The sequence below is a fragment of the Agromyces sp. NPDC029043 genome, from assembly GCF_055564615.1.
Map to the genome: position 1 here is coordinate 294,842 of NZ_JBVHVX010000002.1, position 25,800 is coordinate 320,641.

Sequence of the window (25,800 nt, forward strand, 5' to 3'; positions counted from 1 at the left end):
CGCGCCTGATTCGCAGCATCGGAATCAGACGTTGTCGACGCGTTCATCCACCGCGTGTGCTCGTCGACGAACGTCGCGTTGACGTCATCGACCAAGGCATCCGTTTTGGGGAGCCCGTGCTTGTAGAAGGATCGCAGCGCCGCCTTCGACAAGAATGGACCGTCGGCGTCGACCAGCGACAGCCACTCCCACGGGTCGTTCTGGGCCACTTACGCCTCCAGCTTTCGCACGTCGTCGGGGGTCAGGGCGAAAACGAGCGCCGCCACGAAGGTGTGCGCGGTCACGTTTCGGTACCGGCGCTCGATCGAATCGCGCTCGGCCCGCTGCTCGTCGTCGAGCGTCACGAGGCGCTTCCGCACGCGCTCGAGATCGCGCTCGCGCTGCTGCTTCTCGTCGGGGAGCTCGAAGAGCATCTCCTCGCCCGCACGTCGCTGCTCGTCTGCACGCGCGAGGGTCTCGTCGAGCGTGCCGCGGAAGCGTGCGAAGATCGCATCGACCGCACCGAGATCGGCTTCGCGGCGGGCCGCGAGGTCGTCGGAAACTTCACGGCGGCGGCGCTCGGCCCGTGTCGCAACGGCGGCGGCCACGCGGGCGCCGACGCCATCGGGGTCATTCCCGTCTTGGTTCCATCTCGACGCCAGCATCTGCAGCGTTTTCGCGCCCGGCGCCGACAGACGGGATCCGTTGAGTGCCGAGCTCAGCAAGTCTTCGGCCTTCTCCATGCCGAGTTCCTGACGGCGCGAGAGCCGCGTGCCGGCGAGGAAGACTTCCTCGTGCAGTCGCACGCCGCCTTCGCCGACGAGCACGAGCCGTGCGACCCCGGCAGCGAACGATTGATCGAGTCCGTCGACCACGACCGCGCTGATGCCCCGCACGCGGTCGGTGCGAGTCCACACCTGGCTGCGCAATTCGCGGGCCGCGCGCTGGACGAGCGGATGCCCCAGGTGCGCGAACACGGCCTCCGGCAGTGCGCGCGCCCGGTGTTCGTCGAAGGTGAGCGGGCGATAGACGCCGCGATTCAGGCGGGTGTCGAGCCCCTCGAGGGCCGGCACCCACGACTTCGAGAGCCCCTTCGGCACCTCGTAGAGCACGCCCTCCCCGCGCGGATCATCCACCTCGATGAGCTCTGGCTGCCCCGAGACGCGAAGCCCCTCCGACATCACCCGGAGAAGGTTCTGTTCGTGCAGATGCATCCGATCGCGCGAGACATCCAACCGCTCGGCGAGCTTCGTCAGGTCGCGACTCAGCGTGTGCTCTTCCTGTAGCACCGTGTTGATCACCTGCTCGCCGGCAGCGACCTTCTGCTTGCGCGCCGGACCTTCCTCGAAGCCGAGCTCGCGCTGCAGGTCGGGGGCGATGATCTCGTTCGCCGAGCCGATGTCGCGCCGTACCTGCGAGAGCTTCTGCGCGACCCGAGCGAGCAGGTCGACATCCTTCGCATAGTCGCTCGCGCCGCCCGCGGCCTGCGGATGCCAGATGAGCGGAGTCTGCAGCTGTCCGTATCGATCGATACGTCCGATGCGCTGTTCGAGCCGGTTCGGGTTGAACGGGATGTCGAAGTTCACGAGCCGGTGGCAGTAGGTCTGCAGGTCGATGCCTTCGCCCGCGGCATCCGTCGCGAGCAGGATGCGCACGGGCTCGCTGGAAGGGGGAGCGGTGAAGCGGGCGCGGATGTCTTCGCGATCGTCGACTTGCGTTCCACCATGAATCACGGCGACCCGGTCGCCGCCGAAGCCATTCGCCTCGAGCACCGCCTGCAACCACTCGAGCGTGCTGACATATTCGGTGAAGATCACGATGCGCTGGTCGCCCCAGCCGAGACCGGGCACCTTCACAACGCCCTCGATCAACCCGAGCAAGGCCTCGAGCTTGCTGTCGGGCCGCCCCTCGTGGCGGTTTCCCCAGTCGATGAGCCACTCCAGGTCGGCGACATCCTGACCCGTGAGCGCGAGCTGCGCGCGCTTTGCGGAGCGGAGCGCCTCGAGCTCGGGCTGCTCGACGCGGCCCTCCTCCTCGTCGGAGGCCTCCTCGCCGAGCACGTCATCGTAGTCGGGGATCTCGAGCGCGTCGTCACCACGCGCGGCGAGATACGCCTCGGCCGTCGAGGCGAATGCCACCGGAGACGAGAAGAACCGCTTCTTCAATATCAACGTCGCCAGATCGGAGGCGCGCCTTCCCCTCTCCTGCTTCACGGCGGCGTTGCGCCGCTTGGTGAACGCGATCAGCCGCTCGTAGGCTTCCGCCTCGCTGGCGGTCGGTTCGAAGTGCAGCGGCTTGACTTCGCGCGGCTTGAAGCCCTTCTTCGGCAGGTCGCGCTTCAGCCGTCGCACCGCGACCTCGCGGAGCGCCTGCTCGTCGAGGTCGGCGCCTCGGGCGAACCGCTGCTGGTCGATCATCTCGAGCAGGGCGGTGAACGACTCGGTGTAGCCGTTGTGCGGTGTCGCGCTCAGAAACAGCCGGTGCTCGCACACCTCGGCGAGTCGTCGAACCGCGACCGTGCGTTGACTGTCGATCGCGTACCGGGCCTTCTGATCGTTCGCACCTCGGCTCGGCGTCGCCGGCGCGACGTGGTGGGCCTCGTCGACGACGAGTACGTCGAATGCGCGGTGCATCGCGGTGCCCGAGTCGCGGACGCTCGCATACACCTCGTCGAGCATCCGCTCGGCCCGCGGCGACGGCAGCCATGACATCGACACGATCACGCGCGGGTAGACCCGGAACGGGTTCGCGTGCACGCCGAACGTGCGACGGAACGTCTTCATCGTCTCGGAGTTGATGATCTCGAAGCTCAGGCCGAACTTGTCCCGCATCTCTTCCTGCCACTTCAACTGGAGGCCCGCAGGGCAGACGACGATGACCGAACGCGCTCGGTGCCGGAGCAGAAGTTCCTGGATGACCAGGCCCGCCTCGATGGTCTTGCCGAGGCCGACGTCGTCAGCGAGCAGCATGTTGGCGCGCGGCGACTCGAGCGCCCGCCGCAAGGGCTCGAGCTGGTAGTCCTCGACCGTCGCGCTGCTACGAAACGGCGCCTGCAGCGTGCGGGGGTCGGCGCTCGTGAGTGCCCCCCAGCGCAGCGCGTCGACGTAGGCGGCGAACGTCGTCGGACTGTCGAACTTCGTCGGGTCGATCCGTACGGGCAACCCCTGCTCGCGCACCACGCTGCGGCCCGGCTCGAGTTCCCAGATCACCGTGAGCTCGCGGCCGTAGTGCTCCTCCTCGACCGATTGCAGCGTGATGGCGTGCTGAAGTTCGGCGCGGCCGTCGTCGGCGCTGCTGCGGGGGAGGGACTGCGCCGAGACATCCGTCACCGACCAGCGGGCGCCGCGGACATTGACGAGCTGGCCAGGTTCGGGCACTTCGAGACTCGTCGCCGAGGTCGGGTCGATCGTCGTCGCTTCCATGCGATGCTCCTTCGCCGGTAGGGGGCGGTGTTGCTCGTACCGACGTGCTGCTACGCGAGGGCGGACGTTGGTTGAACGCTTTCCATACTGCCGAACGCACCCGCGGTCAGGAGAGAGGAAACGACCGCTGTGCCCAGTTGTGGGGGCACAGCGTTGCCGATCATCGTGGCGAGGGCGCTGCGCGTCGTGCAGGTCGAGAAGTCGAAGTAGTCGGGGAAGCCCTGGATGCGGGCGGCCTCGTGCGCGGTGAGCGCGCGGGGGAGGTCGGGGTGCATGTACCGGCCCTGCCCGATGCTGCCGAAGCCGCTCGTGATGGTCTGGGCCGGCTCGTCCCAGCGCAGGCGCCCGTACATCGACTTGTACGTGTGGTCGCCCTGGTGGCACTCGGGGCGGAGGTGATTGGGCAGGTCGTAGACGTCGTTGTCGAGCAGCCACTGCATGCGGGCGAGGTTCGGCGCCTTCGCCTGCGGGGGGCGGTCCATCATGCTCGTCGGTGCGACGTCGACGAGGTCGCCGATCGCCCAGGCGAGGTCGTGCTCGACCGCGTCGGCACCGAGGGTCTCCAAGATGGCTGATGGCGAGACCGAGCCCTCCCGCGTCGCCAGGAGGATGTGACGTCGTCGCGTCTGGGCGACGCTGAGCTTCTCCAAGCTGACCACCTGATCGGCGACTTGATAGCAGAGGGCGGTGAGTGCTTCACGTGCGCGCTCGACGACTCCGCGGCCGGCGTGGCGGTCCCGGAGCACGGCGGGGACGTTCTCGATGAGCACGACCTCGGGATTCAGGACCTCGGCAGCCCGAACCATCCGGAGGTAGAGCGCGTTCTTCTCGTCGACGCGGCGGGTGTGATTGTTCAGGTTGCTGTGCCCCTGGCACGGCGGACCGCCGACGAGGATGTCGACCTGGCCGACCTCTCTGGCGGTCCGGTGCTCTGCGAGCGACGGGTCGGAGCCGATCGCGCCGTCGAAGAAGTCCTGGACGGGGGCGGTCTCGACTCGCGTCGCCGACGGGAAGTTCCGTCGGAAGGTCGTCGTCGCCTGCTCCTCGAAGTCGACGGCGAGCGCGATGTCCAGGCCGCGGCCGGCGGCCAGAGCGGCCTGGGCGATACCCAGGGTGATGCCACCGCAGCCGGCGAAGAGATCGACGACGCGAAGGGGCGCATCCCCGACCGAGAAGTCCGGCCGAACCGATTCGCGCAGCGGGTGCGGATCGGTTCTCGCATCCGTCGCCCATTCCACGTCTTGAACGATAGCGGTGACCAGCGTCGTGCCCGAGCCCCCACGTCGCCCCCGGCCGATACGATGTGGCCCACAGCCCTGACCCGAACGAAAGCGCCGTGCGATGCCGAACGTGCTCTGGACCGACCTCAAGGGGCTCAAGCCGCCCAAGCTCGACAAGGCCGTCGAGATCCGCGAGGCCGCGTTCATCAAGAAACTGCGCCAGGACGACACCGCTGACGGTCTGCGCATCAAGCCGATGACGGATGCCGCCGACCCGCGCGCACGGACGGGCCGAGTCACGCAGGGCTGGCGGGCGGTGCTGTTCCGGTTCGATTCGAGCGAGGGCTTGCGGACGTACGTCTACGCCGGCACGTGGCCGCACGACGAGGGCAACATGCTCGCCAAGACGCGGCGGCTCGAGGGCAATCCCATCAACGGCATCGCCCAGATCGTCGATGTCGCGTTCCCGGTGCAACCTGTCCACTACGAGCCGGCGACGGATGGCGGGGCGCCGCCGGTCTCGTACCTAGAGAGCAGCTACAACTACTCACTCGCCGACCTCACGGACGTGCTGGGATTCGACGAGGCATCCGCTCGTGCACTTCTCGCCGCGACGACCCGGGAAGCGGTCACCGACGTCGCCGAGCGCTTCCCGAATATGTGGCAGCAGATGGCCGCCCTGGGGCTGGCGTTCGGCGACGAGCTCGAGAAGATCCGCACCGACCTCGGCTTCGACGAGGCGCCCGACGCCGCCGAACTCGCACAGCTCAGCGAAGACGACCGCATCCTGCGGGCGCTAGAACACCCGGCCGCGAAGATGCAGTTCACCTACATCGACAGCGACGAATCGCTGCGTCGCATCATCGAGGAGGGCGACTTCGGCTCTTGGCGGGTGTTCCTCCACCCGGAACAGGATCGGTACGCGACTGGAAGCTGGAACGGGTCCTACCGCCTCTCGGGCGGAGCCGGCACGGGAAAGACGGTCGTGCTGCTCCATCGGGCTCGCCACCTGATGCGCCGCAACCCCGAAGCATCCGTAGTGCTGACGACGTACACGCGGGCGCTCGCCGAGAATCTCAAGCGCGACCTCGCGAGGCTCGACCCCGATCTCCCCCTCGCGTCGGCGCTGGGGGAGCGCGGCATCCTCGTTCGAGGTGTCGATCAGCTCTCGGCCATGGTCCGGTCGCGGGCCGGCAAGGGCTTCGGGGCGGCCGCTGTGGCGGTCCTCGGTGAGACGATCGGCTTCGCGAAGTCCATCATCGGCAACCACGATCGCTGGGCCTCCGCGATGGATGCCGCGGCTCCCGACCTTCCGCCCGATCTGCTCAACGAGTCGTTCTTCGAGCACGAGTACGTGCAGGTCGTGCTGCCGGCGAGGGTCACGGAGGCCGAGGAGTACTTCGCCATCCGTCGCCCGGGTCGCAAGGTCGCGCTCGACCGGCGCAAGCGAGTCGAGGTCTGGCGGACGACCGAGGAATACCGCCGGCAGCTCCGTACCGCGAACGAGCTCACGTGGGCCGAACTCGCGTCGATCGCCTCGGTGTGGCTCGATTCGGTCGGTGACACAGAGCGGGCGCTCGCAGACCACCTGCTGGTCGACGAGGCCCAGGATCTCGTTCCCTCGCACTGGCAGATGCTGCGATCGCTCGTGCGCCCGGGTGTTGACGACATGTTCATCGCCGAGGACAGCCACCAGCGCATTTACGGCGAGCATGTGGTGCTGCTCCGGTACGGCATCCCGATTCGAGGGCGCTCGCGTCGCCTGACGCTGAACTACCGGACGACCGAGGAGAACCTGCAATACGCGCTCGGCGTGCTCGCGGGGGCCGAGTACCTCGACCCGGAGGGCGATGAGGTCTCGCTCGCCGGATATCGCTCGGCTCGGCGCGGCCCGACGCCGCGAGCGCTCGCGTGTGCCGATGCGGACGAGCTGCATGACGGCATCGCCCGCTCGATCCGGTCGTGGATCGACGATGGCGTCGACCCCGCCACGATCGCGGTGCTCGCGAGGGGCAACGTCGGGGCGGCCAAGGTGCGCGCCGAATTGAGCCAGCGCGGTGTGCACATCAATCACATCAAGGCGCCGAGCCTCAACGGCGACACGCCCGTCGCACTCACGATGCACACCGCGAAGGGGCAGGAGTTCAGCCGGGTCGTGCTGTACGACGTCTCCGACGGGGTCATGCCGAATCCGGTGATGCTCGCCAACGCCCCGGCGGACGAGATCGAAGATGTGATGTTGCGCGAGCGGTCGCTGTTGTACGTGGCGGCGAGTCGAGCACGGGACGAGCTCGTCGTGTCGTGGGCGGGGGAGCCGTCGTCCCTCCTTGGGCGTCGCGACACTCCGCGCGGGGTGGACGTCCCGAATGCATGAGACTTACCTGCGAGCGCCGCACGGTCGCCCGCGCGTATCCAACCCGAGGAGGTACTGAGTGAGCGTCGATCCTGACGAGGTTACGTCGGCACTGGTCGAGGTGGGTCCCGGCACAGCGCTCGTGTTCGGGGACGTGCCAGACGGCTTCGAGCTGATTCCGTTCAGTCTCATCTCGCCTGATGACCGGGCTGCCATCGTCGATGCCGTCGCCGGGGCGAGTTCGATCCTGAATGTCGGCGGGCAGCTCGCGAACGGCCTCGCGCAGGCCCAGGGACTGGTCCGGCTTGCTCCGGAAACCGTGAAGATGATGCAGGCCGGGCTGACCCCCATTCAGAGTGGTGGCTACAACATCGGTGTCCTGGCAGCGCAGAACGGTAAGTTCGCGGCCCAGGTTCGGTGGCTCCCTGCAACGGGTGCTGGAGCCGCTGGTGTGCTTGCCAGCCTGGGGCCGGCCATCGCCATGATCGCCATTCAGATACAGCTCAGCGAGATCTCGAAGCTCGTACGCCAGAACCTCGCCCTGACGGAGACGGTGCTGAAGACGGTCCGGCACGAGCAGTGGGCTGAGCTCACCGGTCTGGAACAGGCGGTGAGCAAGGCTTTGGCCGAGGCGGAGTCGGTCGGTCACGTCACAAAGGGCGTGTGGGACAACGTCGCCGGCTACGAAGCGGCCCTCCGGAAGCAGCGCGACCTCTTCCGTCGGCATGTCGAGTCGCACTCGGCCGAACTGGCGAAGCGCAAGGGGCATCAGGAACGCCGCCAGTACATCGAGAAGAACGGCGAGGCCATACTGCTCGATCTCCTCAGTCTCCTTCTGGCACACAAGGCCTGGTTCGAATACCAGGCGCTGCGCGCCGGTCGTGCACGACTCGATGCGATCGACGATCCTCGGGAAGAGAAGCTGCTCGAGACGATCGTCGACAACGCGCGAAACGAGTACGACGAGATCGTCGAGCAGATGTCGAAGGTCCTCGACGCGCTCAACCGCGAACTGCAGATCCTCGCGGAACTGCCCGGCAAGCGGACCATCCCGTTCAGCGGAGCGCGACGGAGTGCCCGGGATGTGGCGAAGATGGCCGAGCAACTGCTCGTCGCCGTCGCGAAGCTCTCCACGTCTGTGCAGACTCAGCCCGCTCCGCTCGAGTCGCCGAATACCTGCCTCGTCGACGAGGTCGATCAGCTCGACCAGGACCTTCGCATTCTCAGGTGGCACTTGAATGGCGACGAGGAGCTCGACGCGATCGCCGCCGCGCAGGAGCGCGGCAATGGGGTCCCGCTGCCAGCGGCGGTTCAGCCTCGGATGCTCGTTGCGGTCACTCAGGAGCGCGTGCTGCTCGCGGACCTGTCGGAGTTCCGCCGACACGGGATCCTGCGGCAGTCCGTCCCGAACAGCGAGATTCGATACGTCCGCGTACGCGATGAGGCTGCCGCGGGGCGCGCGGAGATCGACCTCATCACCAAGGACGAGAACTTCACCTGGCGGTTCGGCAAGGAGGCCGCCGCGGATCAGTCCATCAGGGGGTTCGGGGCGCTGCTCGCCGAACGGATGGCCATTCCAACGGATGAGCGCAAGGCCATGCTCGCGGACCTTCCGCCGTCGGCGGCGGGACGGAAGAGTCTGACCCCGTAGGCCGGGTAGCACCGCCCATCGAAGCGGTGCCACCTGTACCGTCCCTACGCTGCCGTCTCCTTCGTGGCCATTTCCTGGTCGTAGCGGTCGAGTTCGCTCATGAACCATTCGAGTGCCTCGGTGATCCGCTCTCGATCTCCGCGGTCGTCGAGTACGTCGAGCGGGAAGGAGGGGCGCTTGCTCAGCTTGTCGAGCGGAAGGTCGACGCCCTCCGCCTCCCCGAGCCGAATGCGCAGCTCGTCGCGGAGCTCGGGCTCGTCGAAGGGCGGACGAGTGACCAGGTACTGGAATCCAACCTCGACGTACCCGGACGCATAGAGTGCGATCGGCCAGAGGTGCTTGGGTCGAGCAGGGCCGGTAGGTGCCTGGAGGATGCATGCGAGATCCTCCCCCGAGCCGTAGGTCAGGTGACCACCCAGTCGTTCCCACGCGTCGAGCAGCTCGATCACCCCGTGGATGGTCGTGGGCGGCTGGTTCGCCGTCAGCTGCGTCATGAACGCTGTGCGCTCGGCACCCTCTTCTTCGGTCTGCGGCTCGACATCCGATCGAACCGAGAGGCCGATGAGCTCGGCGAGCTCGGACACGCGCAATCGCTGCTCCTGGGAAGCGCGGAGTTCCGAGTCGAAGTCGATCCCATCCTGTCGAAGCAGTTCATGGATGTCATCGCCGGCGTGCTCGCTGTCTGCAGTCCAGTGGAAGTTCGGGGAAACAGTGCCTGCGGCCTGCAACACGCGGTACGCCCCGGGGACAGGCTTTGTAGCGAGGAACTGGCCGAGCGGGACCGGGTGCGTTCCCGCGATCGCCGCTACATCCCCGTAGCTCGCCCAGCGGCCGTCGGGGATGGCGCCGACCGCATCGATGGCGATCTTCCAGCTCACGCCGGAGTCGCTCGAGTCCGTCTCGGCCAACGGGCCGACCCATGTCGTGACGATCCGCTCAGCGAGCACTCGGCCGCGTTCGAAAATCGCCTGCGGCCCCCAGGTCTCGCGGGCGGCGATCTCGTGGTTCATCCGAAGACCCGAGGACCCGAGAAGCTCGCGCTTCTCGGCGAAGGGACGGTTGCTGAGTTCCGAGTTGTAGGCCGTCAGGGTCAGGTTCGCCAGCGTGTGCAGCAACTCCTCGTGCACCTCATCGACGGATCGATCATCGGTTTGGCTGGCGATCGCATCGCGCCATGCAGAGCTGAGCGTCTGGGGCATGACGTGTTCGATGCTCGTCTCGGAGACATCCGCGAGCTCTCGCCCCGCGCGCTCGATGCCCAGGAAGGTGACCGGAGTAGCCTCCTCCAGCCAAGCGAGCACCGTCTTCCGCTGATTCGGTCGGCCCTGGTAGTAGAACGGCTTAGACAGGACTGCTTCCGTAATCTGCGCGTCGGTCGCGAAGAACTTTCGACCTACGGTGAAGTAGCGACGGAGCGCGTCCACGGAGGGCGTCTCACCGAGCTCGGTAACCGCTCGATTGAAGATCCTCGGAAGCGAGTTCGCCGGTGCCCCGACGACGATTCTTCGAACCAGGAACGACTCGATCAGGTGGAGCGCATTCGCGACGTCCATGTCGTCGATGACGCCGTCGTCGCGGAGGCGCAACCAGAACAGCACCAGCACATCCATCGAGCCGATGCTCCAACTCTTGACCCGCCTGAGTCGATTGGCGACAGTCTCGTTCTGCTCGAGCGAGGGATCCCTGTAGATCGCGAAGAGCTCGGCGAGACGCTTGAATCGCTTGACCTCGTCGATCACCCGCTCCCGGTCGAGGTGACGAAGCCGTTCGACCTGGCCGGAGTAGATGTCCCCGGCTTTCGAGTCCGGGCTGCGCCAGATCAGATCGATCCAGAACAAGGCTTCCAGATCGCTTGGCGAAAGCAGTTTCTGCATCGGCAGCCACCAGGTCTCGTAGACCTCCTCGCTGCGATCGCCGGCTCGCATGAAGAGGTAGTTGCGGAGAAGATCACCCTGGGTGAGCTTCATCCCGGTGTTGTTGAGCGACTCGAAGATCCGGTAGACGTTGTCGTCGCCCTTCGCGGTGATCGCGACGAACACCAGTCCGTTGAGCACCGCGCCCTCGATGCGCGGCATGTCGTGCGGGTCGTCGGCGAGGCGCAGCTTCGTCCTGAAGAAGCGGTACGCCTCGAGGAGCCCCGACGGTGCCGACTGATCGATCGACCCGGCGACGATCGACCGGTATGCCGGACGGTCGGCCTGGGTCGGCAGCAGTTTCAGGCGCGCGTCGCCCTGCTTGAAACGGTCGATGAGGAATGTCTCCTCGAGCCGGGCGATCTGGGCGAGATCATCTGGTTCTGTTTCCGCGTAGTGGTCTCGCATCGCCGCAATCAGGATACTCAGCGTGGTGAGCCGCTGCTGGCCGTCGACGACGAGGAACTCGGTCCCGTTCGGGCCGATTTGACCGGTTGAGAGGACCAGAGACCCGGTGAAGTGCGTCGCCGATGGCGAAGTCAGGTGCGTTTCGGCGAGCTCGACGATGTCGGCCCAGATGCGCTCGAGCTGCTTGAGCGTCCACGAGTACGGGCGCTGATAGAGCGGCACACGATACTGCGTCTGTCCCTGCAGCACCTCGCGGAGGCGCGTTTCCTGTACATCCATGTCATCGGCCTTTCGCGAGCAGGTCACCTCGACTGCTCGACAGCATCGCTATGTTCGGGTACTCCGGATTCTTCGAACCGAATCCGTCATCGGTGTCGCACTCGTTCATCTTGCCCTGTCGGGGCGTCGGATTAGCGGATACTCAGGCGTGCTTCTCGCCCGCCCGTCGCGTTCATCGAGCGAGGAGCTCGGCGATCGCTAGGACCTACTTGTTCGACCGGAGAAGTATTCTCCGACCGTCGCGAGCCACTCCCGCGGTGCCTTCGCCCGTGCGAGGTCGGAGTCCGGGATGCGGCCACGACGAATGCTGTTGATCACGTCGTCGGAGTAGTACCTCAGGCACTCGGGTCCGATTCCTATCCGAACGCTCTCGGGATCGCTCAGTGGTTGACCGCACTTCTCGCAGAGCCGCGCGGGTATGCCGCGGGAGCGACGCTCGACATGCCGCCGGATCATCGCAACCTGGCCGCCGACGCGTCGCTCGATTTCGGCGGGTGGGCATTCGAGCGCCTCGAGTCGCACTCGGTCTGCCGGGACGCCGATCGCATCGTCGAGAGTGGTCCGCAGTATCGCGGCGGCGGCGTTGCAGTCATCACAGCGCCACAGGACCATTGCGTCTGCAGATGCGTCGGCGAGTGACGAGACAAAGTCGAGTGTTGCGATTGCTCCATCCCGAACTGCCTCGGCCCCCGTGATGAGGTATTTCGCACGGAAGTACGGCGTGGGCGGGACGGTCGACAGCCAGAACTCGACGCGCTCCTGGATCCGTACGAGGTCGAATCGCATTGGCAATCGGCTCCTGCCGGGCCCGCTGACCGCAATGAGGAGCGCGTCGGTCGATGGATCGTGAAGGATCCGCCGAACTTCGAGGGCCAGAGCATCCCACTTCAGGCACATCATCTCCTTCATCTTTCACATCGGCGTTCGTGCGGCCTTGCAGGAGGCATAGTGCGCGTGGCTGCCGGTTGCGCTCGACGGGGCCGGCTACGCGAGCGGCCGGCCCCTTTCGTGTTACAGCGTCGCGAACGCCTCGAACGTGACATCCCCCGGCAGGTTCTCGAGGTTCCAGAACGACGACTCGAACTGCGCCGTGCCGCCCGCCGGCAGGCGGTCGATGAAGGTGAAGTCGCTGCCGACGATCGTGCCCGCTCCATCCCGGGCGATCACCGCGACTTTCACGAGATCCTGGTCCTCTCCGAAGGTCGAGGTCACCTTGCCTGTCACGTTCAGCCAGCCGTACTCCGCCGCGGTCGCGATCTCCGACACCGCGAACGATCCGGTCTCGGCGCCCGGCGCGGAGGTCGCGGCGGCGCTCGTCGGGCCACGCACATCGAGCTTCGCGATCGTGCCTGAGCCGACCGAGAAGAAGTCGCCGACGACCACGGTCCGACCCTGCAGCACCGTGGTGTACTCGTTGCCCGAGTCGAGGATGACGCCGTTCGCGTCGACAGCCTCCACCGTGATTCCGGCTGACGGGAACACGTAGACGGTGTTGGGGTTCTCCAGCACGACGGCGTACCACCAGGTGTCGGAGTCGATGTCCTTGCCGAAGGCGGTCTCTACGACCGCGAGTTCTTGGATGGCCGGTGCGGCGGGTTCCTCCGGTTCAGGCGCAGACGCGGCATCCGCTTCGGTTTCGTCGGCATCGTCGGCGGCGGTCGCGCTCGCTGCGGGTTCCGACGACGCCGTCTCGGCGGCGCGGTTCGCCGCGCCGACGCCGTTGACGATGAGTGAGATGACGAGCACGGCGCCGGTGACGATCCACGCCATCGTGCGGTGCTTCGCGTAGCCGTCGAGGGGGCGGCCGAGCTTGTCGCGCTGGGTGCCGGCGAGCACGAGGATCAGATCGACGAGCACCCAGATGCCGAGGCCGCCGAGCGTGAAGAGCTTCGTGAGCCCGGTGCCGACCTTGCCGAGATAGAAGCGGTCGACGGCGAAGAATCCGAGGAGGAGGGCGAAAGCCAGGTGACGATGAAGGACTTGGGCGGGCTTCCGTCGGCGCTCGCCGCAGCGGAGCCGTACGGCGCGGCTGCCTGATCGGCGGTCGTCGTCGCTGCGCCGGTCGCGGTCGCGTCGAGCGGGGCCGTGTGCTCCGTCCAGACGCTTCCATCGAAGTAGCGCTGAACGCCGCTGCCGTCGGGATACCAGCCGGCCGGCGTGCCGGTCGATTCGGATGCGGCAGCGGCAGCATTGGCTCCGGCCGAAGTCGCGGGCTCTGGGGCGTCGGACTGAGCCCCGCTGGGCGGGGTGGTCGTCGAGTCGGTCATGATCGTTCTCTTTCGCTGCGGTGTCGGATGCGTCGAATGCAGGTCCGCATCGCTGTCGGGTCGACAGCTGACCGACGTTACTGAGGCGGTCCGACGTGGAGACGGGGTCGGAGGCGTTGGAGGCGCCATCCGGCCCCGCCGAATGGACGAGTGATCGGCCATTCGTGCGGAATCACCCCCACAAGTGGTCACGAGCTCGCCGAGACGGCCTCGGAAGCGGATGTCAGTGGCTCTCCCTACCGTCGGAATCTTCGGCTACGGCTGGAGTCAGCAAGGAGCACCGACATGGGCTCGGACTCACCTCTCAGCGCTCGCATGGAGGCGCAGCTTCGCTCGGCCGGCATTTCGGTCGACCACATCGATCGCCCGCAGTTCTATGCCGACGTGCAGGCTCTCGAACTGCGGCTCGCGATCATCGACGACCGCTTCGACCGGCTCGCCGCCCGGCCGGACGACGCCTACCAGGCATGGCGGCGCGACACGGTGACGCGGCTCCGCTCACTCGCCGACCGGGCCGGTGTGCTCGACGCCGCCGGCGCGTTGGAGCCGCATCGGCGGCGGCATGTCGTCGCGCTGCTCACGGTGCTGCGGCGTCGGATCGCGCAGCTGGACGAGCGGCACGCGCGGTACCGGGATCGGCGGGCTCGGCGGCGTGATGGTCCGCGCTCGCCGATGCTGCAGCTCGTTCGATGATTCCGCCTCGCGCGGATCCGATTCCAACCCGACTGCCAGTGTGAAGACGAGAATCAAGCTATGGCCCGGTCGGCGTATCTCAACATCGTGGGGGACCGCGAGGCGGTGTACTGGATTCTGTCGCAGCGGTCCACCGCATTCGGTGCGGCACGGTTGGCGGCCGGAAGTGCACTCGAACGCGGTGACCGACTGTTCATCTACGCGACGAGGGGCGCGTGGCGGAATCCGACGCGCGATCGCGGACGACTTCTCGCATCCGCTGAGGTGGCGGCCGAGCCGTACGTACTCGACGAGCCGATCACCATCGCGGGCCGAGACTTCGAGCTCCGGGTGCCGCTCAATATCGATGGCGTCGCCCCATACCCCACGGGCGTGGTCCTCGCGGAGTTCGTCGACGTCCTCGATGTATTCCCGAACAAGCGAGCATGGTCGGCGACGCTCAGGACATCGCTCCTGAAACTCTCGCCAAACGACGAGGCGATACTCGATAACGAGCTGCGCCCATTATTGAGGCCACTCGAACCAGAGCTTCCGGCGTACGCACGCGCGGCCCGGCTCCCGAACACCGCGGAGCATGCGACATCCGGTTGAGTCCACATTGATAATGGCGATCGCAGATCGCGGGTTGGTGCGAGGTGGAGTCCCGCCAACGCCGGCCAGTGGGCTGAGCCATTAGTTCAAACTTCACGAGCCCCGATATCACGCTGCGCAACCCCTTCGGCGAGGAGTTCGTCGGATCGGCGGCCGCTTCGGGATCTCCGTCGAGGGCGTGACATCCGTGCCCAGCACCAGCGCCAGCCCCGGCTCGTCGGTCAGCTCGTCGAGCTCCTTGTCGCCGATGTCGTGACCGTCTGCCGGCGGTACTTGAACAGGTAGCTCTTCTGGTCGTCGATGGGCACCTCGATGCCCGCGGCGCGGGCGGCGCGAGCTGGTCGCGGCGATCGCGAAGGAGGCGCGCGCGTTCGACGGCCGCCTCACGGCGAAGCAACTGGATCGGATCGCGGAGAAGGCGCTGACGCGGTTCGGTCGGTAGTCATGCGCCCGGTGCAGCGTTGTGGACGAACCGGCACCGGGCGACGCCGACCGACCTACGTCGCCGGTGCCTCCTGAAGCGCGCGCACCTCGATCGGGCTGCGCACCGCCCGCGAAGCGCGCGTCGCCCACTCCACGGCCGCCGTCTCGTCGGTGGTCTCGATCACCCAGAACCCGCCGACGTAGAGGGACGCCTCGACGAACGGCTCGTCGAGCACGCGCGGCTCGTCGTGCCTGGCGTCAACGGTCTTCGCCGTCGACGGCGGGTGCAGCCCGCCGGCGAACCGGAACGCGCCCGACTCGATGAGCGCGTTGTTGAACTCGTCGACCGCCGTCATCACGGCCGCGAGCTCGTCCGGGCTCATGGACTCCATCGTCGGCTCCTCGGCCGAGTCGTGGGGCATGGTCAGGAAGTACTGGGTCATGGGAGCGTCCTCTCGTGAATGGGCGGATGTCGCCCTCACTTCAGACGTCGAACGGGAAGCGCGTTGATCGACATCGCGCTCGACGGTCGCGCCGGCATGACGCCATGCGCGTCGGTCAGGCGCGGATCGGAGCCCCGAGCGCCGCCTCGTCAACCCCGCGAACGCCGGCGTCTCCTGACGTAGCGTGCACTCGACGCGAGCGGAGGCACCCATGCGCATCGTCATCGTCGGAGCGACGGGCAACATCGGCACCGCCATCCTGCGGCGACTCCAGGCGGACGGCCACGGCGGCGGCGTCGAAGCCGAGGATCCAGGCCGGCCCGAGAACCGCGGCGGCACCGCCGGCCCGCACCAACTCGTGGGTGTCGCGCGCCGCCTTCCCGACGCGACGGTCGCGCCGTACTCGGGGGTCGAATGGCACCGAGCGGATGTCGCGGCACCCGACGCCGTCGACCGGCTCAGGGCGATCCTCGACGGTGCCGACGCGGTCGTGCACCTCGCGTGGCTGCTGCAGCCGAACCACCGGGAGCGCATCCTGTGGGCCACGAACGTCGTCGGCCAGCGCAACCTGTTGGCCGCCGCGGCGGCCGCGGGGGTGCGGCACGTCGTCGTGGCGTCGTCGGTGGGCGCCTACAGCCGCGGACCGAAAGGGTCGCGCGTCGACGAGGACTGGCCGACCGGCGGGTTGCACACGTCGCACTACAGCCGCCACAAGGCGCTGAACGAGCGGGCGATGGACGAGTTCGAGTCGCGGCATCCGCACATCCTGCTCACCCGCGCGCGACCGGGTCTGGTGTTCCAGCCCGCCGCGGCGAGCGAGATCGCCCGGCTCTTCCTGGGTCAGCACCTCCCGACCCGGTGGCTCGGACGGGTACGCCTGCCGATCCTGGCCGTCCCGGTGCAGGTGGTCTCGCAGGCCGTGCACGCCGACGACCTCGCCGACGCGTTCGCGCGCGTCCTCAGCCGACGCGCCGGTGGGGCGTTCAACGTCGCCGGCGAGCCGGTGCTCGATCCCGAGGCGCTCGGCGCGGTCTTCGGCGCGCGGAAGGTGATCCCCATCCGGCGGGCCGTGGTCCGCGCGCTCGCCTGGGTCACCTGGAGCCTGCGGCTCCAGGCGTCCGATCCCGGTTGGATCGACATCGCCACCAACGTGCCGGTGATGTCGACCGAGCGCGCGCGCTCGGTGCTCGGATGGGAGCCCCGCCACAGCTCGACGGGGGCGCTTCGCGAGCTGCTCGACGCCCTCGGCGAGGGCGAACGGCTTCCGGCATCGCCGCCCCTCTCGCACTGAGGTGCGGGTCGCTCCCGCGGCCGGAACCGGCAATCGGGCCGCAGGCACAGGTTGCGGGTCTCGGTGGCCCCTCAGCTCCTGCTCTTCGCCCTCCCCTTCGCCACGGATCGTCCGGACCCGGCGCCCTCGGGCACCTTCTCACGAGGCGAGACCGTCATGAGCCGTTCCACCGCCTTCGACATGCTCATCCCGCGCATCGACCCGAGATGCGTCTCGATCGCGCGGAGGTCCTTCCGGAGTTCAGGGTCCTGCACCCGCGAGCGCAGTCCGCGCGCGACCTTCAGTCCGGCGTCGACCTCGTCGTCCGTCAGCTTCGTGGAGTCGTCCTTCGTCAGCGCCGACGCGCGCTTCACGAGGTCGGCCGTCTGTCCGAGCAGCTCGCGGTCGCCGAGCAGGGCGACGAGTGCCGGCGCCTCGATGCGCTCGAAGAGCGCGATCCACTCCCGCCCGGCATCGGTCGTCGACAGCAGCTTGTCCCGCACCTTCTGGAGCGCATTCACCTCGGTCTGGCCGCGGAAGAACTGGATGCCGATGAGTTCGATGGCGCAGATGCTCTGCTGCAGCAGTGCGACCATGCCCGACTTCGCGTCGCGGATGATGGGCCGCGGGTCGGTCGGATGGAACGACTCCTCGGGTGTCGCGGCCATCGGTCCGGTCTCGAAGGTGAATCCGTACGTCTTGCCCAAGGCTGAGCTCGCAATGTGGCGGCTGTAGACGTAGTCGCCCCAGGTGCCGGTGGTCGGGTACAGCGCCACGCCGGGCTGGCTCGTGTACACGCGCCCGCGCACGGCCGCGATCGCGTCGCGGATGCGTCCGCCGACCGTCTGGAACCGCTGGAGATCGCGAGGCGGGAGGTACTCCTGATATCCCTCCACCTGGAGGTCCTTGCACTTCGGTGTCGGCAGCGTCGTGAAGCGCTTCTTCGGATCCGTCGTCTGCGTCGGCGCATGCCCCCACGGCCAGAGGATGAGTTCGGAGAACGAGTGGACGTCGGCGAACGTCGCGATCCGGTGCGTGTCGATGAGGTGCTTGACGTTGCGTGTCTCGGGCTCGCTGAATGCGTTCGGCCCCACGAAGGTCTCGGCGCACGGCGAACACGAGGTGGAGCCCTCGGTCACGCCCCAGAGGAAATCGGCGTTCCGATTGAGATCCACGCCCATGCACGCGGTGCCGGCGTTCGTGGCACGGTTCTTCCGCCACATGTCGTCGACCCCCATGACGTGGACGCGGCCATCGGGATTCGCAAAGGGAACCATCCAGATGTCGAGCGCCTCGAGGATCAGCTTGATGTCGGCCGCGGGCCACGTCTTGCCGCCGTAGACGAGGTCTCGATTCGTCGAGTAGCTGACGAAGACGTCGACCGCCAGTTCGATGATCGCGTCGGGATTCATGAGCTCGCGGGCGTGGGTGCCGCCGACGAGCAGCACGCCGCGGCGCTCAGGTCCCCCGCCGGCACGAAGCCGCAGGGCGAAGACAGGGCGGCCCTGTACGGATGGCTCAGGGAGCTCGATCCGCGTGAAGAAGCCGGGATACGACGTCGCGAGGAACTGCATCTGCGAGTCGAGTTGCGCCACGGTCCGGTACATCAGCGCGGCTCCTCTCGCGGGATCCCGGCGACGCGATCCTCCAGCCAGCGCATCGCCTCCTCGTCCGACTGGACCAGCCCGGGGTCCAGCGGTTGGACCGGGATGGTGCGATAGACCCGCACCTCGTACCCGCGCCGCACGAGCTCGGCCAGGTCCTCGGCGTTGACGATGACCCGGACGCCACCCTGCGGATCGGGAATGCGGTCCAGGTCGAGGTCGGACACTCGCGCGAGCGCGACCTCCTGTTCGCCCGGATGCACGGTCGCCTCGAAACGCTCGCCCTCCGGCTTGCCGAGCGCGTCGGCATCATTGGAACGCTTGGCCATGGGATCCCCCTCGAATCCACGGCTCGTCCGGCCGCCTCGCGAGCACGCCGAACGGGCTCCCCCCAGAACCCTCTGCGCCGGAAGCTACTCCTTCGGCCGCCGCCCCGCAACGTAGGTGCATGGAGCGCCAGCGATCGAGTGTGGCGGGTCCACGTGGGGCGGTTGGGACATCACGATTTCGACCTGCACGGCGCGAGCGAATCGCACGTCAGCGTGTCGAAGCTCACATGCTCGGTACTCGAAGAGTGGATCCGACTCGTGACGCGCCTCACCCTTCGCCAGCGAACGTCGACGGAGGACGGGGCGGCGCGTATCGACGTCACACACCGGGCAGGGCGAAACGAGCCGATCTTGACATGCCACCCGAGGAGCGAAGAGGATTGACACGATTCACCTGGAAATCGCTTTCCTTAGCGATACGCGCGAGCACGGCGCGCGACATCCCACCACGAACCTGATCGAGGGAGATCAAGTGGACCCGAACGTCCGACGTGGCCGTGTGCGGCCATTCCTGGCGGGGGTGACCGGCGCGGCGCTCGTCGTCGGCGCCGCCCTGACCGCCACCGCAACCCCAGCAGCCGCTGTCGAAGGCGAGGTGGACTACAGCTTCGACTTCGGCGGCCACACCACGCCGGTCGCCGACGGCTTCATCGGAGTGCATCCCGGCACCGCCTACGACGCGACGAGGGGCTACGGCTTCACCACCGCGCCCGCATCCAACGGCTTCCGCGACCGCGGCGGCGACGACCTGCTCCGGCGCGACTTCACCATCAGCAACACCCAGGCGTTCGCCGTCGACGTGCCGAACGGCACGTACGAGGTCACGACGTGGGCCGGCGACCTCATCGCGGGCAATGCCACGAGCTTCGACGTCGAGGGCACCGCGTTCGCGGGTCCGCGGACGAGCACGGGCATCGTCCACGAACAGTACTTCCCGGCGATCCAGGTCGCCGACGGGCAGCTCAACGTCCGCGTGACCGGCGGCGACGGGCGCGTGAACGGCGTGCGCGTGCAGGCGCCGCTGGCCTCGCCCGCCGGGCTCGCGGCCTCTGCCATCGATACTGAGGGCGACCTCTCGGTCACGCTCGAATGGCAGCCGGTGGCGGATGCCACGGGGTACGCGGTCTACCGAGCGGCACCCGACGGCGAGCCCACCGAGCTGGCCCGGGTGAGCGGACAGGCGACCATCACCTTCACCGACACGACCGTCGGCCTGGGCGAGATGTACGAGTACGCCGTCGCCACTCTCAAGGGCGAGCGCGTGTCGAAGCCGGGCGAGCCGATCGAGGCATCCGTCGTCGACCCGGATGTCGCGAAGCCCGCGATCCCGACCGGCATCACGACGACGGCGATCGACCGGAACAGCATCACGCTGGGCTGGGACGACCCGGGTGACGCGGTGCAGTGGAAGGTGTACCGCTCGACCCGCGACGACATCCCGTTCGAGCAGGTCGCGACCGTCGCCGAGCCGACGTTCACCGACGACGACGTACTCACGACGCGCCCGTACCTGTATCGGGTCGTCGCGCTGAACGCGGGCGGCGCGTCCGAGACCTCCGCCATCCACGCCACCGAGGTCGCGACGACGCTCGTGCGCCAGGCCGAGTACCTCGACCGTGCGCCCGTCGCTGTCAACCTCGGCGACGGCGAAGGCGTCTACCTCGGTTGGCGCCTGCTCGGGCTCGACCCGCGCGACCTCGCGTTCCACGTCTACCGCGACGGTGAGAAGGTCACCGGCCAGCCGATCACGGGTGCGACGAACCTCGTCGACGCCGACGGCACGGCCGACTCCACCTACCTCGTGACCGCCGTCCAGGGCGACCGCGAGGTCACCGTCGCCGAGCACTTCGGCGTGTGGAGCGAGCAGTTCCTCGACGTCCCGCTCGACCGGCCGGCCGGCGGCACCACGCCGATCGGGCAGGCGTACACGTACTCACCCGGCGACGCGAGCGTCGGCGACCTCGACGGCGACGGCGAGTACGAGCTCGTGTTCCAGTGGTACCCCTCGAACGCGCAGGACAACTCGCGGTCGGGCTACACCGGCAACGTCTACCTCGACGCGATCGAGCTCGACGGCACGAAGCTGTGGCGCATGGACCTGGGCAAGAACATCAGGGCCGGGGCGCACTACACGCAGTTCCAGGTGTACGACCTCGACGGCGACGGCAAGGCCGAGGTGTCCTTCAAGACCGCCGACGGCACGGTGGATGGCACGGGCACGGTGATCGGTGACCCGGCCGCCGACTACCGCAACTCGGGCGGGTACATCCTCAGCGGGCACGAGTACCTCACCGTCTTCGACGGCGCGACCGGCGCGGCCCTCGACACCGTGGACTACGTGCCCGGCCGCGGCAACGTCGGCGCATGGGGCGACACGTACGGCAATCGCGTCGACCGGTTCCTCGCCGGCACCGCCTACCTCGACGGCGAGCGCCCCAGCCTCGTCTTCTCGCGCGGCTACTACACCCGCACGGTGATCGCGACGTGGGACTTCCGCGACGGGCAGCTCGAGCAGCGCTGGGTCTTCGACTCGGCCGACCCGGGCTACGGCTCGGCGTACGAGGGACAGGGCAACCACCAGCTCACCCCCGCCGACGTCGACCGCGACGGCCTCGACGAGATCGTGTTCGGCTCGATGACGATCGACGACGACGGCACGCCGCTCTACACCACGCGGCTCGGCCACGGCGACGCGATGCACGTGACCGACCACATCGTCGACCGTCCCGGCCTCGAGGTGTTCGCCGTGCACGAGACGCCGAACGGCAACGGCGGCGTCATCGCGTCGATGCGCGACGCCGAGACCGGCGAGGTCGTCTGGTCGAACCCGGGCAACCGCGACACCGGCCGCGGCGTGGCATCCGACATCGACCCGAACCACGCGGGCTCGGAGGCGTGGAACGTCGGCGGCGACGCCGCGTGGAACTCACCCGTCGGCACGCTGAGCACGGCCGACGGCGAGCTGCTCTCGACCGACATCCCGGCGGCGAACTTCGTCACCTGGTGGGACGGCGACCTCACCCGTGAGATCACCGACCACGAGTACTCCGAGACGACGTCGACCGGCGTGCCGACCATCTCGAAGTGGGACCCGTCGACGAACACCGAGGTCGAGCTGCTGCGCGCCGACGGCATGTCGACGAACAACACCACCAAGGGCAACCCGATGCTCCAGGCCGACCTGTTCGGCGACTGGCGCGAGGAGCTCGTCGTGCGCCACGCGTCGAACGACGCGCTGCGGATCTACACGACGACGGATGTCACGGAGCACCGCATCCCGACGCTGATGCACGATTCGCAGTACCGTCAGGCGATCGCGTGGCAGAACACGTCGTACAACCAGCCGCCGCACCCGTCGTACTTCCTCGGCGAGGGGATGACGGAGCCGCCCGTGCCGTCGATCGCGTACTCGGGCGCACCCGCGGCCGACGAGTCGGCACCGATCCTGTCGGGCCTGCCGTCGGGCACGGTCGTGGACAGCGAGCCGCTGCAGCTGGCGGTGTCGGCCGACGATGCCGAGAGCGGCATCCGCTCGGTGACCGTGACGATCGGCGACGAGACGGTGGCGCCCGACGCGGCCGTCGACCTGGCTGCGCTCGGCCTCGCCGGCGAGGTCGTGGTCGAGGTGAGGGCGACGAACCACGCCGGGCTGGTCTCGACGGCGACGTCGACGCTGCTCGTCGTGCCCGACACGGGTGCCACCTCGGCGCCCGGCGAGGGCTCGCTCTCGAACACGAGCGGGTGGGAGCACGGCCTGCACGACGGCGACTACGACGTGGTCATGAACCTGTGGCACGGCACGCCGGGCAGCATCTTCCGGCTCTACGAGAACGGCACCCTCGTCGAGACCCGGGTCCTGGGTGACACCGGCGGACTGTCGCAAAGCACCGGCGTGACCTTCGCGGGTAAGCCGAACGGCACGTACGTCTACACCGGCGAGCTCATCAATGCGCTGGGCACGACGGCGACGACGCCGACGACCGTGAAGGTGACGGATGCCGCGCCCGGCACGCCCGTCGTGAGCACCGACCAGCGCAAGTTCGCCGGCTCGTTCACCGCGACGGCGAACCTGTGGTGGGGCACGAACGCCACGTCGTGGCGGATCGAGCTCGACGGCGCGGTCGTCGGGTCGGGCTCGCTCGAGGCCAACACGCCGAACGCGCAGTCGGCGTCGGTGAAGCTAAGGGATGTCGCGCCCGGCGACCACACGCTCGTCGCCGTGTTCGCGAACGCGAACGGCGAGACTGCCTCGAAGCCGCTCAGGGTGACGGTGAAGTAGCGTCGAGCTGCACGAGGGGTCGGGGGCGGATGCCTCCGGCCCCTCGTCGTGGGGGCGGCAGGCGCCTCGGTCGTCGCCGGCATTCCCCAGCCCGCGAACCGCCCAGCCGAGAGCGGCGGCCTCCGTCAGTGCTGCACTGCCCGGCAGGCGAGGTGCAGCGCCAGCCGCGCCTCCGGGTCGTCCATGTCGACCCCGAGGAGCTCCTGCACCCGCTGGATGCGGGTCGAGACGGTGTTGCGGTGCAGGCCGAGCGCGGCGGCGGTCGTCGCGATGCCCGACTCGTGATCGAGGTAGGCGGCGAGGGTCGTCAATAGCTCGCCGCCGCCCTCCCGCAGGGGCGCGAGCAGCGACTGCGCCGCCGGCACGAACGTGTCGTTGTCGGTCCACGCCAGGAGCAGCTGCTCGAGCCCGAGCCCGTCGACCCGCACGAACCAGCCTGTCGCGGAGCGACCCATGGCGATGCGCGCGGCATCCGTCGCCTCGTTCAACGTCGAGTACAGACCCGTCGAACCGCTCTCGAGCGACCCGACGCCGGTGGCCACGTTGAACGAGCGACGACACGCGACGTGAAGATCGCGCAGGGCCGAGATGAGCGCTTCGATCTGCGTCGGGGTCGGCGGCTCGACGAACGTCAGCCAGCCGCTGACGCCCCGGCCGCTCGTCGTCGCGTGCGAGTCGGCCGCGACGTCGCCGAGCCGGCCGCTCACGAAGCGCAGCAGCTGCAGCGCGTCGAGACGTGAGCGCCCGATGATGCGGAACCCGAGGTGGTACCCGGTAGTACGCCAGCCCCGCTCGAGCATGCGACGCTCGACCTCGGCATCAGGCGTCCCGCGCAGATCGACGAAATCGCGCAGCACGCCCGACGACACCGCAGCGTCGTTCACGTCGGCGACCTCGTCGATCAGGATGCGCGCGGCGACGGCCGGCATCGCCACCTCCGCGGCCACCGCGAGCGCGCTGACCTGCGCGTCGCCGAGGCGCTCGCCGAAGAACCCGAGGCGCAGGCCCTCCCGGCTCGGGCTGTCGACTCGCACCGATGCGAGGGTGCCGCCGTCGTCGGTGTGGGCGATGTCGACCCACGGGGCGAAGTCGACCGCGGCGTGCACGGCCGCATCGAGGTGACCCCCCGCCTCGATGAGCACGCCCTCCGAATCCACGAGCGCGATGCCGTGGCCGACGTTCGCCGACAGGTTGCGCAGCAGGTCGCGCAGGCCCTCCGCGTGGTACTCGATCGACTGGGCGACCTTCCGCACGTACTCGAGGCTGAGGGCGTCGCGCGCCTCGAGTAGGTGCCAGCACGCTTTCGCGAGCACCATCGGCCGGTCGGTATGCAGGAGGGTGATCCCGAGACGGTCGGCCAGCGCGCGCGTGCCCGCGCCGAATCCGTCGGCGTTCGGCAGGGCGAGCGCGTGGTAGCCGCGGTCGCGGGTACGGCGCACGAGGGCATCCTGCTGCCAAGGCGCGTCGGGCGGTGGCGCGGTGAGGATGGCGAGGCGGTCACCGCCCTCGTCGGGCAGCTCGGCCTCGGTCACCTCGATGGCGACCTCACTCCATTCCGCGTCGGACGGCCCGGCAATCACGCGCAGGCCGCCATTCGCCGGATGCGCGAGAAGGGCGCCGAGGCGGAGTCGCTCGGTCATGTCGCACCGTCGAGTCCGGCGAGACCGTAGACAGAGGGCACGACGTGGCGCAGGCGCTCCGGAGCGTCCGACCACCAGCCGGGTGCGGGCAGTTCGATCACGGCGACGTTGCGCGACATGTTCAGGTCGGTGACCTCGAGGATGTCGCGCGAGACCGCGTCGAGCGTCACGATGATCGAGGGCGCGGATGCCTCGAGCCGGCCGTCGGTCATGAAGGCGAGGGTCTCGGAGCGGGTGACCACGCGGTGCACCTCGCCGTGCATCCCATCGACGTCGACGGTGTTCACGTGCGGATCGCGGGAGTCGGCCTTTATCCCGGTGATGCGGCCCTGACCGAGTACACGACCCCCGAGCGCGGCGGCCAGCTCGGGCAGGGGAGCGGAGCGCGCCGCCAGGTACGCCTCGCCGAGGCGGAGCCCGCGATCGGTGCTGCCGTGCACGGCGTGCTCGACCAGGTCGCCGACCGTGAACCCGGCGAACACCATGCCGCCGACGCCGCCCGCCTGGACGGTGGCCGACCGGATCAGGGTCTCGATGTCGATCGGCCGCCTGGCGTCGACGAGCATCACGCCGCCCGCGCCGGTGTCGCAGGTCGCGATCACGCCGGGCACTCGGTCGACGAGCAGCGACATCTGGTCGAGGCCGGGAACCGCTCGGCCGGAGAAGTCGGCGTCGACGATCATCCGCTCATTGGCCACGACCATCGGGGCGAGGCCGTTCATCCCGCCGCCCTCGAGCGAGCAGACGACGGGCGCCTGCCGGCCGAGCCAGCGTTCCGCCGCGGCGATGAGCTCGTCGAACGGAGCCTCGGAGATCAGGCGCTCGCCGAGCAGCATCGTCGAACCGACGAACGCGCCACCGAGGCACGGCAGCGAGGGATCGAGCTCGTGCACGTCGTGGATCGCGATCGGCCAGGCCGAGGCATCCGCGAGCAGCAGCTCGAGCATGGTGGTGCTTCCACCGCCGCCGGAGCCGAGCAGCGAGAACCCGCGTGCGAGCGCGGGCAACTGCGCCAGCTCGAGGGTTCTCGCCATGC

General features: G+C 68.4%; 16 protein-coding genes and 2 pseudogenes. 6 read left to right on the forward strand and 12 right to left on the reverse strand.

Features of this window, described 5'->3' with window-relative positions; translation table 11 throughout:
* Positions 1–209 precede the first annotated feature (209 nt).
* Positions 210–3,401, reverse strand: a complete 3,192-nt coding sequence (drmD, locus tag ACZ4TW_RS05075; RefSeq protein WP_465540798.1) for a DISARM system SNF2-like helicase DrmD — start codon at positions 3,399–3,401, stop codon at positions 210–212.
* Between the two features lie 50 nt (positions 3,402–3,451).
* Complete coding sequence (locus tag ACZ4TW_RS05080; RefSeq protein ID WP_465540800.1) at positions 3,452–4,639, reverse strand: DNA cytosine methyltransferase; 1,188 nt, start codon at positions 4,637–4,639, stop codon at positions 3,452–3,454.
* A 103-nt stretch (positions 4,640–4,742) separates the two neighbouring features.
* Here ACZ4TW_RS05080 and ACZ4TW_RS05085 point away from each other — a divergent pair, with 103 nt between their 5' ends.
* Both ACZ4TW_RS05085 and ACZ4TW_RS05090 read left to right on the forward strand, forming a co-directional pair.
* Positions 4,743–6,995: a 3'-5' exonuclease gene (locus tag ACZ4TW_RS05085; protein ID WP_465540802.1), complete on the forward strand. Its 2,253-nt coding sequence runs from the start codon at positions 4,743–4,745 to the stop codon at positions 6,993–6,995.
* A gap of 58 nt (positions 6,996–7,053) precedes the next feature.
* Positions 7,054–8,625 carry a hypothetical protein gene (locus tag ACZ4TW_RS05090; protein ID WP_465540804.1) on the forward strand — a complete coding sequence of 524 codons (1,572 nt, stop codon included), beginning with the start codon at positions 7,054–7,056 and terminating at the stop codon, positions 8,623–8,625.
* A 44-nt stretch (positions 8,626–8,669) separates the two neighbouring features.
* Here the strand turns inward: ACZ4TW_RS05090 and ACZ4TW_RS05095 are convergent, their stop codons facing one another.
* The 5 genes and pseudogenes from ACZ4TW_RS05095 to ACZ4TW_RS05115 form a co-directional block, all read right to left on the reverse strand.
* On the reverse strand, positions 8,670–11,225 hold the full coding sequence (locus tag ACZ4TW_RS05095) for a GmrSD restriction endonuclease domain-containing protein (protein ID WP_465540805.1): 2,556 nt from the start codon (positions 11,223–11,225) through the stop codon (positions 8,670–8,672).
* A 198-nt stretch (positions 11,226–11,423) separates the two neighbouring features.
* On the reverse strand, positions 11,424–12,134 hold the full coding sequence (locus ACZ4TW_RS05100) for a DUF6011 domain-containing protein (protein ID WP_465540807.1): 711 nt from the start codon (positions 12,132–12,134) through the stop codon (positions 11,424–11,426).
* Between the two features lie 102 nt (positions 12,135–12,236).
* Positions 12,237–13,082, reverse strand: coding sequence for a hypothetical protein (locus tag ACZ4TW_RS05105; RefSeq protein WP_465540809.1), 846 nt, complete (start codon positions 13,080–13,082; stop codon positions 12,237–12,239).
* A gap of 42 nt (positions 13,083–13,124) precedes the next feature.
* A pseudogene (locus tag ACZ4TW_RS05110) lies at positions 13,125–13,400 on the reverse strand (TM2 domain-containing protein); the annotation flags it as partial.
* Positions 13,301–13,654: pseudogene (locus tag ACZ4TW_RS05115) on the reverse strand (DUF2510 domain-containing protein); the annotation flags it as partial. The pseudogenes ACZ4TW_RS05115 and ACZ4TW_RS05110, both read right to left, overlap by 100 nt.
* Before the next feature lie 123 nt (positions 13,655–13,777).
* Here ACZ4TW_RS05115 and ACZ4TW_RS05120 point away from each other — a divergent pair.
* Together ACZ4TW_RS05120 and ACZ4TW_RS05125 are read left to right on the forward strand one after the other, a co-directional pair.
* Positions 13,778–14,185 carry a hypothetical protein gene (locus ACZ4TW_RS05120; protein ID WP_465540811.1) on the forward strand — a complete coding sequence of 136 codons (408 nt, stop codon included), beginning with the start codon at positions 13,778–13,780 and terminating at the stop codon, positions 14,183–14,185.
* A gap of 60 nt (positions 14,186–14,245) precedes the next feature.
* The gene (locus ACZ4TW_RS05125; RefSeq protein WP_465540813.1) at positions 14,246–14,776 is read left to right on the forward strand and encodes a hypothetical protein; all 531 of its coding nucleotides are present in this window, start codon (positions 14,246–14,248) and stop codon (positions 14,774–14,776) included.
* A 497-nt stretch (positions 14,777–15,273) separates the two neighbouring features.
* Here the strand turns inward: ACZ4TW_RS05125 and ACZ4TW_RS05130 are convergent, their stop codons facing one another.
* Complete coding sequence (locus ACZ4TW_RS05130; RefSeq protein WP_465540814.1) at positions 15,274–15,642, reverse strand: YciI family protein; 369 nt, start codon at positions 15,640–15,642, stop codon at positions 15,274–15,276.
* A 211-nt stretch (positions 15,643–15,853) separates the two neighbouring features.
* Between ACZ4TW_RS05130 and ACZ4TW_RS05135 the strand changes: the two genes are divergently transcribed.
* Complete coding sequence (locus ACZ4TW_RS05135) at positions 15,854–16,933, forward strand: NAD-dependent epimerase/dehydratase family protein (RefSeq protein ID WP_465540816.1); 1,080 nt, start codon at positions 15,854–15,856, stop codon at positions 16,931–16,933.
* A 71-nt stretch (positions 16,934–17,004) separates the two neighbouring features.
* Here the strand turns inward: ACZ4TW_RS05135 and ACZ4TW_RS05140 are convergent, their stop codons facing one another.
* Together ACZ4TW_RS05140 and ACZ4TW_RS05145 are read right to left on the reverse strand one after the other, a co-directional pair.
* Positions 17,005–18,519 carry a M14 family zinc carboxypeptidase gene (locus tag ACZ4TW_RS05140; protein WP_465540818.1) on the reverse strand — a complete coding sequence of 505 codons (1,515 nt, stop codon included), beginning with the start codon at positions 18,517–18,519 and terminating at the stop codon, positions 17,005–17,007.
* Positions 18,519–18,845 (reverse strand): hypothetical protein, encoded by a 327-nt coding sequence (locus tag ACZ4TW_RS05145; RefSeq protein ID WP_465540820.1) that lies wholly within the window; start codon positions 18,843–18,845, stop codon positions 18,519–18,521. Before ACZ4TW_RS05145 ends, ACZ4TW_RS05140 begins: the two co-directional genes overlap by 1 nt.
* A gap of 472 nt (positions 18,846–19,317) precedes the next feature.
* Between ACZ4TW_RS05145 and ACZ4TW_RS05150 the strand changes: the two genes are divergently transcribed.
* Positions 19,318–23,124 carry a rhamnogalacturonan lyase family protein gene (locus ACZ4TW_RS05150; RefSeq protein WP_465540822.1) on the forward strand — a complete coding sequence of 1,269 codons (3,807 nt, stop codon included), beginning with the start codon at positions 19,318–19,320 and terminating at the stop codon, positions 23,122–23,124.
* 125 nt (positions 23,125–23,249) lie between these two features.
* Here ACZ4TW_RS05150 and ACZ4TW_RS05155 read toward each other — a convergent pair whose 3' ends face one another.
* Positions 23,250–24,764, reverse strand: a complete 1,515-nt coding sequence (locus ACZ4TW_RS05155) for a PucR family transcriptional regulator (RefSeq protein ID WP_465540824.1) — start codon at positions 24,762–24,764, stop codon at positions 23,250–23,252.
* Entirely contained in the window at positions 24,761–25,798 is a 1,038-nt protein-coding gene (locus ACZ4TW_RS05160) for an S-methyl thiohydantoin desulfurase domain-containing protein (protein ID WP_465540826.1), read from the reverse strand. Before ACZ4TW_RS05160 ends, ACZ4TW_RS05155 begins: the two co-directional genes overlap by 4 nt.
* Positions 25,799–25,800: the final 2 nt, after the last annotated feature.